The following is a 13,603-nucleotide window of genomic DNA, read 5'->3' on the forward strand; positions in this document are numbered from 1 at the left end:
CATGCTGTGCATCGACGACCTCTGCGAAATGGCGGACCACTACGCGCCCGTCGAATACCTGGTGCGCGAAGCCGCGCAGCAGTGGGAGCACGACCAGGCCATGGCGCTGCGCCGGGCGGTGTTCTGCATCGAGCAGGGCATCTTCGCGCGCGACGACCGCGACGCCGTCGACGACCATGCGCAACTGCTGGTGGCCATGTCGTGCAACGGCGGCATGCCCGAGCAGGTGGTGGGCACGGTGCGCATCCACCGCGGCCCAGGTGCAGGTGACGATGGCGAATGGTGGGGTTCCCGCCTGGCCGTGCACCCGGCATTCCGCAGCCAGGGCCACCTGGGTGCCACGCTGATCCGCCTGGCCGTGTCGCGCGCCCATGCGCTGGGCTGCACCACTTTCCTGGCGCAGGTGCAGATGCAGAACGTGCCGCTGTTCAAGAAGCTGGGCTGGCAGCTGCGCGAGGAAACCAGCGTGCACGGCCGGCCGCATGCGCGCATGCAGGCCGACCTGGGCTGGTACTCGCCGTGCCACGACCCGGTCAGCGGCTTCGTCACGCGCGCGAAGGTGGCCGCATGACCGAGCCCATCGATGTGCGGGCGGTGGCCGAGGCGCTGCGCGCCACGCGCGGCTTCGCCCACAAGCGCGACATCAGCGACGTGGTGGCCGCGTTGGGCCGCTCGCTGCCCGGCGGCCATGCCGCGCTGGCGCAGGCGGTGCCCATCGGCGACGACTGCGCGGCCATTCCCGACGGCCACGGCGGCTACCTGCTGTTCGCCATCGAGGGGCTGGTGGAAGACTTCATCGTGCGCATGCCCTGGTTCGCGGGCTACTGCGGCGTGATGGTGAACGTGAGCGACATCTACGCCATGGGCGGGCGCCCCACCGCGGTGGTCGATGCGCTGTGGAGCACCGGCATGAACCCGGCTGACGACGTACTGCGCGGGCTCGCGGAGGCTGCCGTGCGCTACGGCGTGCCCATCGTCGGCGGCCACAGCAACAACCGCAGCGAGCGGCCGCAACTCGCGGTCGCGATCCTCGGCCACGCGCGCAAGCTGCTCACCAGCTTCGACGCCAGGCCGGGCGACCTGCTGGTGATGGCCGCCGACCTGCGCGGCGAATACCAGGAGCCCTTTCCGTACTGGAACGCATCGACCAGCGCGCCCGCCGCGCGACTGCGCGCTGACCTCGAAGTGCTGCCCTTGCTGGCCGAAGACGGCCTGTGCCGCGCGGGCAAGGACATCAGCATGGCCGGCGCCGTGGGCACGGCCATGATGCTGCTCGAATGCTCGGGCGTGGGCGCGCGCATCCACCTCGACGCCCTGCCGCGGCCCGACGGCGTGCCGCTGCTGCGCTGGCTCTCGTCGTTCCCGAGCTACGGCTTCGTGCTGAGCGTGGCGCCCGCGCAGGTGGCCGGCGTGCTGGCGCGCTTTGCCGCGCGCGACATCGCCTGCGGCGTTGTCGGCGAGGTCGATGCGTCGCGCCAGGTCCGGTTGCGCGCCCATGGCGAAGAAGCCCTGCTGTGGGACTTCGGCAGCGACGCCTTCATCCAGCCGCCCGCCCTGGCCGAGGCCGTGCCATGCCCGTGACGCACTTCCACGTGCGCTGGCCCGACGGCAGCGAAACGCGCTGCTACTCGCCCTCCAGCGTGGTGCGCGAGCACCTGGTGCCCGGCCAGCGCTACGCCCTGGGCGACTTCCTGCACCGCACGCGCGAGGCGCTCGGCATCGCCTCGGAGCGCGTGCGCGCCAAGTACGGCTTCGCCTGTTCGCAGGCGATGGACCAGCTCGGCGACATCGAGCACATCGCGCTGCGCTTCAGCGACACGGCCGGCGCCGAGGTGACCGTGCTCGCGTTCGACTGACGCTCCCCATTCAAGAGAAAGAAGCACCCCATGTCCCACCCCACCCACCCTTCCTTTCCCCACGGCGGGCGCAGCCACTACAGCGTCGTCATCGTCGGCGGCGGCCAGGCCGGCCTCTCGCTCAGCCACTGCCTGCAGCAGCGCGGCATCGATCACCTCGTCATCGAGAAGCGCAGCCTCGTGCACACCTGGCGCACGCAACGCTGGGATTCGTTCTGCCTCGTCACCCCCAACTGGCAGTGCCAGCTGCCAGGCTGGGGCTACACCGGCGCCGATCCGCACGGCTTCATGGTCAAGGACCAGATCAATGAATGGCTCGCCGGCTTCGTCGACCACGTGAAGGCCCCGGCCATCGAGGGCGTGACCGTCGAGCGCGTGTTCCGCATGCCGGCCAGCGGGGAACGTGACCGCTTCAGCGTGCAGACCGACGCCGGCACCTACACCGCCGACCAGGTGGTGGTGGCCTCGGGCGGCTACCACCGCCCCATCGTGCCGCGCCTGGCTGAGAAGCTGCCCGCGAACGTGGCGCAGTTCCACTCCGCGCAATACCGCAACGCAGCCCAGTTGCCCGAGGGTGCGGTGCTGGTCGTGGGCTGCGGCCAGTCGGGCGCGCAGATTGCCGAAGACCTGCACCTGGCCGGCCGCAAGGTGCACCTGGCCACGGGCCATGCACCGCGTTGCGCGCGCTTCTACCGCGGCCGCGAGGTGGTCGACTGGCTCGCCGACATGAAGTACTACGACATGCCCGTGACCGAGCACCCGCTGCGCGAGGGTGTGCGCGACAACACTAACCACTACGTGACCGGGCGCGACGGCGGCCGCGACATCGACCTGCGGCGCTTCGCCCTCGAGGGCATGCAGCTGTACGGCCTGCTGAGCGGCTTCGACGGCGGCAACTTCGAGTTGCAGCCCAACCTGCGCGACAACCTGGACAGCGCCGACGACACTTACAACCGCATCAACGCCTCCATCGACAAGTTCATCGCCGCGCAAGGCATCGACGCGCCCCCACCTTCGGTCTACACGCCCGTGTGGGAACCTGCTGAAGAACGCACCCGGCTCGACCTTGCGGCCGCCGGCATCACCAGCGTGGTGTGGTGCATCGGCTTCTCGCCGGACTTCGCCTGGGTCGATGCCCCGGTGTTCAATGGCCGCGGCGCGCCGGTGCACCTGCGCGGCGTGACGAACGAGCCCGGCCTGTACTTCCTGGGCCTGCCATGGCTGCACACCTGGGGGTCGGGCCGTTTCTCGGGCGTGGCGCGCGATGCGGAATTTCTGGCCGAGGCCATCGAGGAACGAAAGACGGGCTTGAGTGAAAGCGCAACGCAGGCGCCGCCAGCTCCAACGCTCAAAGCAGCCTAGGCACAAGCCAGGGCGCCCGCATCAGCGACGTGCCAGCGCCGTGCCCTGTGCACCCGCCCCGAAAAACGAAACCCTGAAAACAGCAGCCCCTCAGGCCTGCTGCGCCTCGGTCAAAGCCTGCGCCGCCACCACCGCCTCGGTGCGGTTGCGCACGTTCAGCGCGCGGAAGATCGCGGCCAGGTGAATCTTGACGGTGCCTTCGCTGATGCCCAGGCTGCGCCCGATCAGCTTGTTGGGCTTGCCCTGCGACAGCAGCTGCAGCACTTCGACCTGGCGCTCGGTGAGCACGTTGCGCAGGTGCTCCAGCGTCTGCGTGCCGCCGCCGTTGCCACCCGTGCTGCCGCCACGCGCCAGCGCTTCGGTGCCCGCCTGCGGCGCCATGCCCGCCACGATGCCCGGCGGCAGCGCCGTCAGCATCATCGGCGGCACGTACACCCCGCCGGCCAGCACCAGCCGCACCGCCGACAGCATCACCTCGGGTGAGTAGGCCTTCGGAATGAAGCCCAGCACGCCGCGCTCCAGCGCCGCACGCATGATGGCCGGGTCTTCGTAGCCCGACAGCACGATCACCGGCACCGCGGGATGGCGGCGGCGAATGTCGTCGATGTGGGCCTGCCCGTCGGCACCGGGCATGTTGAGATCGATCAGGGCCAGGTCGAGGTCGTCGGTGGCTCCGGCAAGCAATTCGTCGACGCTCATCGCCAGGACGAATTCGATGCCGGGTTCCAGCTCCGACAACTTGGCTTTGACCGCCTCGATGACGAGCCTGTGGTCGTCGGCGATCAGGATTTTCATGGCGTTTCCCCGTGTCCCAGCGTTCAGTGCACTTGCAGCCGCCGAAGATACCGGCGAATGCCCCGCACCACAAGGGCGGCGGCCCCACCAACGGCATAGACCCCAAGCGGTATGGCGCACGCGGCGCCCCCCTTGAAAGAATGGCCCCCTACTCGAAGGAACCGGGGACATGGGCATGTGCCAACTGAGCAGACGCCGGTGCAAGGCATCCTTCGCAACCCTCGACTGAGCGGGCAGCGCCCATGGCTCGCCTGTACGACTGCTTCTCCGCCCTCATCTCGTTCGGCCTGGCGCTGGACGCGTCGATCGCGGCCGGCGCGCCCGCCCTGCCCCATGCCGAGGCCCAACGCGAAGCCCGCCGCCTGCTGGAGGCCGCGCGCTGCGACGCCGACGCCGCCGGCACCCCCGCCGCGCAGGTCGAGCTGGCCGCCTTCGCCATGGTCGCGTGGATCGACGAGATCCTGGCGCGCCACCCCGGCGCCAACGGCACCGCGCCGCTGCAGGCGCAGCTCTTCAACTCCACCAACGCGCACAGCGAGTTCTTCCACCACCTGTCGGCCCTGGGCCCCGACGACGACGCGGTGCGCGAGGTGTACTGGCACGCGATGGCGCTGGGCTTCAAGGGCCAGTACTACTTCGAGGAAGGCGACCAGGGTGAGCTCGGCAAGCTCAAGGACCTGCATGGCCGCCAGCTGAACCTGCAGCCGCCCGGTGACGACCTGGCGACCTTGGCCCAGGAACACATCACGCCGCAGCCCTACGGCGTGGCCGACCCGCGCGGCCCCAACGACACCCGGCGGCGCGATCGCACCCTGCTGCGCAGCGCCGCCGCGCTGGCGCTGATGCTGCCGCTGCTCTACCTGCTGTGGCTGTGGTCCACCGGCCCGCCGGCCGCCGCCACCGGCCTGGGCCAGCGCATCGAGCAGCACCTGCAAGGCTTTGCCTGCGCCGACCTCTCGGCCACGGTGGACCCCGAAGGCGGCACCCATGTGCGCGGCTTCGTCTCCCTGCCCGAGGACGTGCCCCGCGTGGAGCGCGAGGTCGCGGCCATGCCCGGCGTGAAGTCGCCGCAGTTCGACATCGGCCTGCGCGTGTGGCCGCACTGCGAGGTGTTCTCCATCCTGAAGCCCTACCAGGTGCGCAACATCGAGAAGGCCTACGGCCTCGACGTGGAGGCGCCCTCCGCGCACGACGGCAAGCTGCGCGAAGGCGACAACGTGCGCGTGCAGGTGGTGGCGCCGCGCCACGACAGCTACATCTGGGTCGACTACTACACCGTCGACGGCTCGGTGATGCACCTGAACGCCGGGCAGGCGCCCGTGCTGCTGCACGCCGGGCAGACGCTGGACTTCGGGCGCGACATTCCGTCGAGCTGGCTGGTGAGCCCGCCCTTCGGCAGCGTGCTGGTCACGGTGCTGTCCGCGCCGATGCCGTTCGCCGAGACCTCCGACCGCCCGCCCTTCGAGCTGGCCTCCGCCTACCTGCTGCGCGTGCGCGAGGCGCTGGCGGCCAGCAAGAACAGCGAGCGGCTCATCGCCGACTTCGTGTTCCTGCAGACCGTGCCCCGCTGACACCGCATGACCACCATGACCGCCACGAGACCGCTCCCATGCTGACGCCCGCCCTGCGCTTCTGGCTGCTGCTGTCGCTGTGCCTGCTGGGCTTCGGCCTGCTGTACGCGGTGGTGCACGACGCGGGCTGCGGCGCGCGCCGACGCGCGGTGCAGCGTCGCATCGCGGCGCTCGGCGCGCCGCTTGATGCCGCCGACGAGGTGGCGGTCGAATCGCTGCGCGACGCGATGGCGCAAGCGCAGCAGGCGCTGCGGCGTATGACGACGGCGGCCGGAGCGAAGCGCGCAGCGCCCGTGCCCTGGTTCCTCTGCTTCGGCGATGCGGCCGCCAACCTGCCCGGCCTGCTGGCCACCGCGCGCGGCCAGCGCGTGCCCCCGGCCGAACCGGTCGTGAGCGTGCCGTTCACCGACACCTGGTGGCACTGGTGGCTGACCGGTGCCACCGTGGCCATCGAGCTGCATCCCGCCGCGGTCGGCGACACCGCGGGCACGCCGCCGGTGCGCGCGATGTGGCTGCAGTCCTTGCTGGCCCTGGCGGTACGCCGCGACCGCTTTCCGCTGAACGGCCTGGTGGTCGGCGTGGCGGCCAACGAGCTGCTGCAGGCCGACGGCACCGAGCTGAAGGCCCTGGCCGCGCGCATGCGCCACCTGCTCGACGAAACCGGCGACACGCTGCGCCTGCAGCTGCCCACCTACCTCGTGGTGACCGGCCTGGAGCGGCTCGACGGCTATGCCACGGTGCGCCGCGCGCTGCCGCCCGAGGTGCTGTCGCAGGTGCTGGGGCACCGGCTGACGAACCCCTCCGCCTTCATCGAGACACCGGCGGGCGAGCGCTTCGATGCCGTGTTCGAGCCGCTCGCGCAGCACCTGCATGCGTTGCGCGCGGCCTTGCTGCGCACGCAGCACGAGGCCACGGGCCGGCTCGCGGTGCATGAGTTCGTGGAAGCGCTGCGCGCCCTGCAGCCCGGCCTGCGCCAGTTCGCGCAGGTGCTGTTCGAGCCCCACGGCAAGGGCGTGCGCGCGCCGCGCTGGCGCGGCCTGTACCTCACGGCCAATGCATCGCCGGTGGGCGACGGCGCGTTCGTGAACGACCTGTTCGAACGCTTCCTGCCCGCCGACCAGCCGCTGATGCGGCCGGGGCGCCCGTCGTCGAACACGGGCCACGCATCGCGCGTGGAGAACACCGAGCACACGTCCACCACCATGATGGGCACGCTTTGAACGCGACGGCGCCGCGCGTTCCCTTGCCCCTGCCGTTGCCTTGGCCCTCGGCCTTGTCCTTACTTGGCGTCCACGCGCATCTGGCGCGCGCCGAAGGTCACGTCCAGCGACTGCGCCTTGCCCGTGGTCACCGGGCGCACCTCGCGCCAGCGCGCGCGGTCGAGGTCGCGGTACGCGGCCATCACGCCGATGGACTTCGCATCGGCCGGCAGGTTGAAGTCGAGCTTGCGGCTTTCGCCGGGCCGCAGCAGCACCTCTTCGCGCTGCACCAGCTCGGCGCCGAGCGTGGCCTGGTCTTTCTCGAACAGCGAGAAGAAGTCGGCGCCCTCGAATGGCCCGGGCGACTTCATGGCATAGACGCGCACCGTGAGCGGCGATGCGCGCCCGCGCGCGTCGGGGTTGGCATCGGTGCCCGCCGTGAGCGTGACGGCCACCGTGGTGACCACCGGCTTGGCCGCGCACCCCGCCATCAGAAGAGCCGCTCCAGCAAGGCCGAGAACGGCGATGCGGCGTCGCATCGGGGCGGCAATGAAGCCTTCATAGGACGAATGGTGTGTACCCAGCGTGCGCATGCTATTCCCTTCGTTGCATTGACCGGTTCAGGTGCTTCTTTGATTATCACCAGCCAACTCGAACAGGCAACATGCTGACTCCAGAACTTGCAGACACGCTGCTCGCGCCCATCGGCGAAGCAGCGCCGTGCGGCGACGATCTCGAATACGACGCGGACTTCATGGCCCTCGTGGCCGCCGCGCAAGGCAAGGCGGAGCAACAGTTCGGCGACACCGTGATCCCCGCGGTCGAGCCCGAGTGGCGCGACGTGGGCGAGCGCGCCGAAAGCGTCCTGCGCCGCAGCAAGGACGTGCGCGTCGCGGTGCTGCTGCTGCGTGCCTCCGCGCGCATGCAGGGCGTGCGCGGCTTCGTGGCCGGCATGCAGTTGCTCGACCGCCTGCTCGACTCTTTCTGGGACGGCATACATCCAAAGCTCGATGCCGACGACGACAACGACCCGACGATGCGCCTGAACGCACTCGCGCCGCTGACCGACGAGGCTATGGGCCTGCGCGACCTGTACGAAGCGCAGGTCGGCATCGCGCGTGGCGTGGGGCCGATCCGCGTGCGCGACATCGCCATTGCGCACAACGCGCTCACCGCCGTGGGCGGGGAGGCCACCTACTCCACCGCACAGGTGCAGGGCGGGCTCGAGGCCATCCAGGCCGAGCAGCCCGAGGCGATCCAGGCGGCCGTGGGCCTGCTGGCGCTGGTCGACCGGCTGCAGGCGCTGGTGGTCGAGCGCACCGGCCGCGCCGACGTGGTCGATCTCGATGCACTGCGCACCATTGCGCGGGTGCTGCACAAGGCCGGCGCCGCCGCCAGTGGCGCGCCGGCCGATGCGGCGCAGGACGCTGCTGCGGCAGACGGCGACGCGGACGCACAGGCGGGCAACGGCAGCGGCAACGCATCGCGCCCCGCCGCCGCGCGCGGCGAGATCCAGAACCGCCAGGACGCGGTGCAGATGCTCGACCGCGTGATCCGCTACCTCGAGCAGGCCGAGCCCGGCAACCCCGCACCGCTGCTGATCGAGCGCGCCAAGAAGCTCATCGGCGTGAGCTTCCTCGAGATCATGGCCAACCTCGCGCCGAACGCGATGGACACCATCGAGACCGTGACCGGACGGCGTCCGTCCGATTGATTCACCGCTTTCCTCGTTCTCTCTTTTTCTCTTCCCGTTCTTCCCGTCTTCAGACACCGCCCCATTCACCCCCGCAAGGAGCATCTCCATGGCCAAGAGCAGTCAGAAATTCATCGCCCGCAACCGGGCGCCCCGGGTCCAGATCGAGTACGACGTGGAGCTCTACGGCGCCGAGAAGAAGGTGCAGCTGCCCTTCGTGATGGGCGTGCTGGCCGACCTGTCGGGCAAGCCGGCCGACCCGCTCGCGCCGGTGGCCGACCGCAAGTTCCTGGAGATCGACGTCGACAACTTCGACTCGCGCATGAAGGCCATGAAGCCGCGCGCCGCCTTCGCGGTGGAGAACTCGCTCACCGGCGAGGGCGACCTGAAGGTGGAGCTCACCTTCGAGAACATGGAAGACTTTTCGCCCGCCGCAGTCGCCCGCAAGGTGGGCGCGCTGAACAAGCTGCTCGAGGCGCGCACCCAGCTGTCGAACCTGGTCACCTACATGGACGGCAAGGGCGGCGCCGAAGACCTGCTGGCCAAGGTGCTCGAAGACCCGGCCCTGCTGCAGACGCTGGCCGCCAGCAAGAAGCCCGAAGACGGCAGCGCACCCGCCGCCTGAACCCCATCGTCAGAACACCGGTTAACCGAGGAGTAGAACCACCATGGCCGAAGCACTCGAACAGGGCGCGCTGAAAGACGTCGCCTACGCGGGCAGCGACTTTTCATCGCTGCTGCAAAAGGAATTCAAGCCGCGCAGCGACGAAGCCAAGAGCGCCGTCGAAGCCGCGGTGCTCACGCTGGCGCAGCAGGCGCTGGCCAACAGCACCGTCATCGGCAAGGACGTGACCAAGTCGATCCAGGCCATGATCGCCGCGATCGACGCCAAGCTCACCGACCAGGTGAACAAGATCATTCACCACCCCGACTACCAGAAGCTCGAGAGTGCATGGCGCGGCCTGCACTACATGGTGAACAACACCGAGACCGACGAGCACCTGAAGATCCGCGTGATGGACATCTCCAAGGTCGAGCTGGCCAAGAACCTGAAGAAGTTCAAGGGCGCGGCCTGGGACCAGAGCCCGATGTTCAAGAAGATCTACGAGCAGGAGTACGGCCAGTTCGGCGGCGAGCCCTTCGGCGCGCTGGTGGGCGACTACCACTTCGACCAGAGCCCGCCCGACGTGGAGCTGCTCGGCGAGATGGCCAAGATCGCGGCCTCCGCGCATGCGCCCTTCATCACCGGCGCCAGCCCCAACCTGATGCAGATGGAGTCGTGGCAGGAGCTGGCGAACCCGCGCGACCTGACCAAGATCTTTCTCACGCCCGAGTACGCCGGCTGGCGCTCGCTGCGCGAATCGGACGACGCCAAGTACCTGGGCCTGTGCATGCCGCGCTTCCTGGCGCGCACGCCCTACGGCGCCAACACCAACCCGGTGGAGGAGTTCGACTTCGAGGAAGACACCGCCGGCGCCGACCACGGCAAGTACGCCTGGGCCAACGCGGCCTACGCCATGGCCACCAACATCAACCGCTCGTACAAGCTGTACGGCTGGGGCTCGCGCATTCGCGGCATCGAGTCGGGCGGCGCGGTGGAGAACCTGCCGCTGCACACCTTTCCCAGCGACGACGGCGGCGTCGACCAGAAGTGCCCCACCGAGATCGCCATCAGCGACCGGCGCGAGGCCGAGCTGTCGAAGGCCGGGCTGCTGTCGCTCATTCACCGCAAGAACTCCGACTTCGCGGCCTTCATCGGCGCGCAGTCGTTGCACAAGCCGGCCGAGTACGACGACCCCGACGCCACCGCCAACGCCAACCTGGCCGCGCGCCTGCCCTACCTGTTCGCCTGCAACCGCTTCGCGCACTACCTGAAGTGCATCGTGCGCGACAAGATCGGCAGCTTCAAGGAGCGCGAGGAAATGCAGCGCTGGCTGAACAAATGGATCATGAACTACGTGGACGGCGACCCCGTCAACTCGTCGGAAACCACCAAGGCGCAAAAGCCGCTGGCGGCCGCCGAGGTGGTGGTGGAAGAGGTCGAGGGCAACCCCGGCTACTACACCTCCAAGTTCTTCCTGCGCCCGCACTACCAGCTCGAAGGCCTCACCGTGTCGCTGCGGCTGGTGTCGAAGCTGCCGTCGGCCAAGGGTGGCAAGTAAGGCATTTGATTTTTTAAGGGGACCGCGTCTTCGTGTTTGAAACGCGCGCTCCTCCTTCGTTCTAGATACAGCCGGCCAGGAACCGCAACGAACGCACCGCCCGGCACAGGTCGAAGGACCGCCTCGAAGCAATTTCATCAACCGGCCACCCCATCGACTGGCCACCAAGGAGAACCGACATGAGCATCGATTGCCATCTGAAGCTGGACGGCGTGAAGGGCGAATCCGCCCACAAGGACCACAAGGACGAGATCCCGCTGTTCAACTGGAGTTGGGGCGTGCACAACGCCTCGTGCACCGTGGGCGGCGGCTCGGCCGTGGGCAAGGGCACGCCGGGCATGCTGAGCTGCTCGAAGAAGTACGACAGCGCCTCGCCCACGCTGGCCAAGTTCTGCGCCAACGGCAAGCACTTCGACACCGCCACGCTCACCATGGCCAAGTCGGGCGAAGGCCAGCAGACCTTCCTGACGGTGAAGCTCAAGGAGGTGTACATCTCCGACGTGAACATCAGCGCCGCGCAAGGCGGCGAAGTGCACGAGACCGTATCGATCTCGTACGGCGACATCGAGTTCGCCTACAAGCCGCAGAAGCCCGACGGCAGCATGGGCGGCGACATCAAGTTCGGCTGGGACACGCGCAGCACCGAGACCCGCTGAGTCCGCCGCGCGGCGCCCCGCCCCGAGGGCGGCCAAGCGCCGCGCGAGGACCCGGGGCACCGCCGCCATGGCACTCGTCATCACCCGCTCCGTGGGCTTCGGAGGCGTCAACCTCCCGGCCGACGTGGGCATCATCCAGGGCGCGCTCAACCTCGTGCCCCGCACCCGGGGCGGCCCCAACGCCGCCCTGGCGCTCGACGGGCTCTGCGGCCCGATCACCATCGGCGCGATCCGCCTGCTGCAGACCGCCCTGCGCGTGCCGGCCATCGACGGTCGCATCGACCCCCTGGGCGCCACGCTGGCCGCGCTGGCGCAGCTGCTGGCCTCTTTGGGCATCGACCCGAACAAGCCGCCGCCGGTGCCGGTGCTGCAACGCGTGACACCCACGCCGGCCTGGGGCCTGCTGAACAAGCCGCAGGCCCTGCTGAGCGACAGCGTGCATGTCGCCAGCACCTTCCGGCTGAACTTCAACGGCGACACCCATGCGGGCGACGCCTTTCCCACCTTCGCCTGGCGGCTGGCGGACCACCCCGCCGCGCATGTGGTGGCCACCGCGCGGCCGGGCACGAAGACGCCCAAGGCCTACCTGATCTACTTTCACCACGACGCCTTCGCGGGCGGCCTGGCCAACGGCATGGGCGACATGCTGGTCGGGCGCTTCCAGATACGCAACCAGCTCGCGCTCTCGGGCACAGACGTGGTGGCGCTGGTGCCCGAGCCCGGCGAGGGCATCAAGCTGTTCACCGGCCTGGCCAAGGCCAGCGCCAGCGTGAGCGCCACCGGCGAGCAGCGGCTGCTGCAGGCGCTGCGCCAGATCGACCGCGAAGTGTGCGGCGCGGGCGCGGACCGGGAGCTTCCGATGCTGCTGCTGGCCTGCTACAGCAGCGGGTTGCGGCACATCAAGACCTTCGTGGACAACTGCCCCACGCTCGCGGCCAAGGTGCGCTTCGTGTACGACTTCGACGGCATTTTGATGGCCGACCAGAGCTGGCAGGCCGACTTCGCGTCCTGCGCCGCGCCCGACCGCATCCTGGTGCGCTACATCGGCGACAAGAGCACGCCTTTCCTGAAGGGCGAGACCCCGCAGCAGTGGTTGGCGCGCTACCCCACCACGGCACCGCCGAACATGCGCTATGTGTGCCTGCCGCAGGCCCGCTGGGCCAACCGGCCGCACTTCTTCCAGGTGCAGCAGAACCTGCACGGCCAGATGCCGAGCTGCACCCTGCACCACGCGCTGGGCACCACGCCCGGCCTGTGAACGACACAACCAACAAAAGGGACACACCATGGCCATGCTTGCCTTTTGCGGTCACGAAGGCTGCAAGAAGATCCAGTCGCTCACGGGCGGCGCCACCCTGGGCCTGAGCGCGCCTGTGGGCCAGGCCGCGCGCTGCCGCAACCTCGCGCCCGACGTGTTGAAGGTGCAGAAGGCGCTCAACCGCTTTCCGCTGCTCGAAGGTGGCCCGAATCCCAAGCTGAAGGAAGACAGCATCCACGGCCCGCTCACGCAGAAAGCGATCGTTGCCTTCCAGAAAAAGCACTTCGGCCCGGCCGCCGCCGACGGCACCATCGACCCCGGCAAGCAGACCGACCGCGAGCTGTGCCATGCGAGCGCCACCTACACGGCGCTTCCGGCCGAGATGATGACCAACCGGGCACGCGCGCTCGGCATCATCAACATCGCGCGCGGCGCGCTCACCTCGGCGCGCCACTTCAAGGAAGGGTTTCCCGACTTCACCGGCATCGGCAAGTCGAACTGGAACAAGCTGGTGCTGCACTTCCAGGTCGACCGCTTTCCCGGCGCGCGCGGATGGAGCGGCGCCATCGACTTCATCGACAGCATCTACGTGAACATGCAGACCGCGCTGGGCCACATCCCGCAGGGGCTGGTGCTGCTGGAAGACGAGCCGCTCGACAGCAACGTGGGCGCCTATGCCTTCACCTTCTCGGGCGGCTACGCGCTGGAGCAGCGCAACAAGACCTGGAACGGCATCCCCATGGGCACCATCTACCTGTGCGCGCGCATGCAGAACCTGGACAGCGACGCCTTCGCCTATGTGCTGATCCACGAAGGCGCGCACTATGCCGGCCCCATCGAAGGCAGCGGCAACGACATCGACGACCACGCCTACGCGCACAGCAAGAACGGCAAGTACGCCAAGCTGCTGCCATGGCAGCGCACCCACAACGCCGACTGCTACGCGCAGTTCGCGTTCGCGGCCAGCGGCATTCCGTTCGACCTGGATGCGCACCTGCTCGTGAGCCAGTGAGCCAATGAGCGCGCGGGCGGCGCGCGAAAGCGCGTCGGC

Annotated in this window: 14 protein-coding genes; 12 read left to right on the forward strand and 2 right to left on the reverse strand. The window is 69.1% G+C overall.

Going from position 1 to position 13,603, the window contains the following annotated elements; genetic code table 11:
- The first annotated feature begins 1 nt into the window (after position 1).
- The 4 genes from AB6807_RS27095 to AB6807_RS27110 are packed head-to-tail and all read left to right on the forward strand — an operon-like array spanning position 2 to position 3,218.
- Positions 2-571: an MSMEG_0567/Sll0786 family nitrogen starvation N-acetyltransferase gene (locus AB6807_RS27095; RefSeq protein ID WP_371086959.1), complete on the forward strand. Its 570-nt coding sequence runs from the start codon at positions 2-4 to the stop codon at positions 569-571.
- Positions 568-1,581, forward strand: a complete 1,014-nt coding sequence (locus tag AB6807_RS27100; RefSeq protein ID WP_371086960.1) for a sll0787 family AIR synthase-like protein — start codon at positions 568-570, stop codon at positions 1,579-1,581. Before AB6807_RS27095 ends, AB6807_RS27100 begins: the two co-directional genes overlap by 4 nt.
- A complete protein-coding gene (locus tag AB6807_RS27105; protein WP_286517234.1) occupies positions 1,572-1,856 on the forward strand; it encodes an MSMEG_0570 family nitrogen starvation response protein in 285 nt (94 codons plus the stop codon). The genes AB6807_RS27100 and AB6807_RS27105 overlap by 10 nt, the downstream gene beginning before the upstream one ends.
- Before the next feature lie 30 nt (positions 1,857-1,886).
- Positions 1,887-3,218 carry an MSMEG_0569 family flavin-dependent oxidoreductase gene (locus AB6807_RS27110; protein ID WP_371086961.1) on the forward strand — a complete coding sequence of 444 codons (1,332 nt, stop codon included), beginning with the start codon at positions 1,887-1,889 and terminating at the stop codon, positions 3,216-3,218.
- A 90-nt stretch (positions 3,219-3,308) separates the two neighbouring features.
- Here AB6807_RS27110 and AB6807_RS27115 read toward each other — a convergent pair whose 3' ends face one another.
- Positions 3,309-4,013, reverse strand: coding sequence for a response regulator transcription factor (locus AB6807_RS27115; RefSeq protein WP_116913979.1), 705 nt, complete (start codon positions 4,011-4,013; stop codon positions 3,309-3,311).
- A gap of 242 nt (positions 4,014-4,255) precedes the next feature.
- Between AB6807_RS27115 and AB6807_RS27120 the strand changes: the two genes are divergently transcribed.
- Together AB6807_RS27120 and AB6807_RS27125 are read left to right on the forward strand one after the other, a co-directional pair.
- Entirely contained in the window at positions 4,256-5,584 is a 1,329-nt protein-coding gene (locus AB6807_RS27120; RefSeq protein ID WP_286517232.1) for a DotU family type IV/VI secretion system protein, read from the forward strand.
- A gap of 38 nt (positions 5,585-5,622) precedes the next feature.
- A complete protein-coding gene (locus AB6807_RS27125) occupies positions 5,623-6,804 on the forward strand; it encodes a type VI secretion system protein (protein ID WP_371086962.1) in 1,182 nt (393 codons plus the stop codon).
- A gap of 59 nt (positions 6,805-6,863) precedes the next feature.
- Here the strand turns inward: AB6807_RS27125 and tssJ are convergent, their stop codons facing one another.
- Positions 6,864-7,376, reverse strand: coding sequence for a type VI secretion system lipoprotein TssJ (gene tssJ, locus AB6807_RS27130; RefSeq protein ID WP_116913976.1), 513 nt, complete (start codon positions 7,374-7,376; stop codon positions 6,864-6,866).
- Positions 7,377-7,447: 71 nt separating this feature from the next.
- Here tssJ and tssA point away from each other — a divergent pair, with 71 nt between their 5' ends.
- The 6 genes from tssA to AB6807_RS27160 all read left to right on the forward strand — a co-directional run bounded on the left by tssA (position 7,448) and on the right by AB6807_RS27160 (position 13,564).
- Positions 7,448-8,497: a type VI secretion system protein TssA gene (gene tssA, locus AB6807_RS27135; protein ID WP_371086963.1), complete on the forward strand. Its 1,050-nt coding sequence runs from the start codon at positions 7,448-7,450 to the stop codon at positions 8,495-8,497.
- 88 nt (positions 8,498-8,585) lie between these two features.
- Positions 8,586-9,101, forward strand: coding sequence for a type VI secretion system contractile sheath small subunit (gene tssB / locus AB6807_RS27140; RefSeq protein ID WP_116913974.1), 516 nt, complete (start codon positions 8,586-8,588; stop codon positions 9,099-9,101).
- A 43-nt stretch (positions 9,102-9,144) separates the two neighbouring features.
- The gene (gene tssC, locus AB6807_RS27145) at positions 9,145-10,638 is read left to right on the forward strand and encodes a type VI secretion system contractile sheath large subunit (RefSeq protein WP_116913973.1); all 1,494 of its coding nucleotides are present in this window, start codon (positions 9,145-9,147) and stop codon (positions 10,636-10,638) included.
- Between the two features lie 179 nt (positions 10,639-10,817).
- On the forward strand, positions 10,818-11,294 hold the full coding sequence (locus AB6807_RS27150) for an Hcp family type VI secretion system effector (RefSeq protein ID WP_371086964.1): 477 nt from the start codon (positions 10,818-10,820) through the stop codon (positions 11,292-11,294).
- Between the two features lie 67 nt (positions 11,295-11,361).
- On the forward strand, positions 11,362-12,552 hold the full coding sequence (locus AB6807_RS27155) for a hypothetical protein (protein ID WP_371086965.1): 1,191 nt from the start codon (positions 11,362-11,364) through the stop codon (positions 12,550-12,552).
- 28 nt (positions 12,553-12,580) lie between these two features.
- Positions 12,581-13,564 carry a peptidoglycan-binding protein gene (locus tag AB6807_RS27160; RefSeq protein ID WP_371086966.1) on the forward strand — a complete coding sequence of 328 codons (984 nt, stop codon included), beginning with the start codon at positions 12,581-12,583 and terminating at the stop codon, positions 13,562-13,564.
- The last annotated feature ends 39 nt before the right edge of the window (positions 13,565-13,603 follow it).

Source organism: Variovorax sp. RCC_210, from assembly GCF_041355175.1.
GTDB lineage: Bacteria > Pseudomonadota > Gammaproteobacteria > Burkholderiales > Burkholderiaceae_C > Variovorax.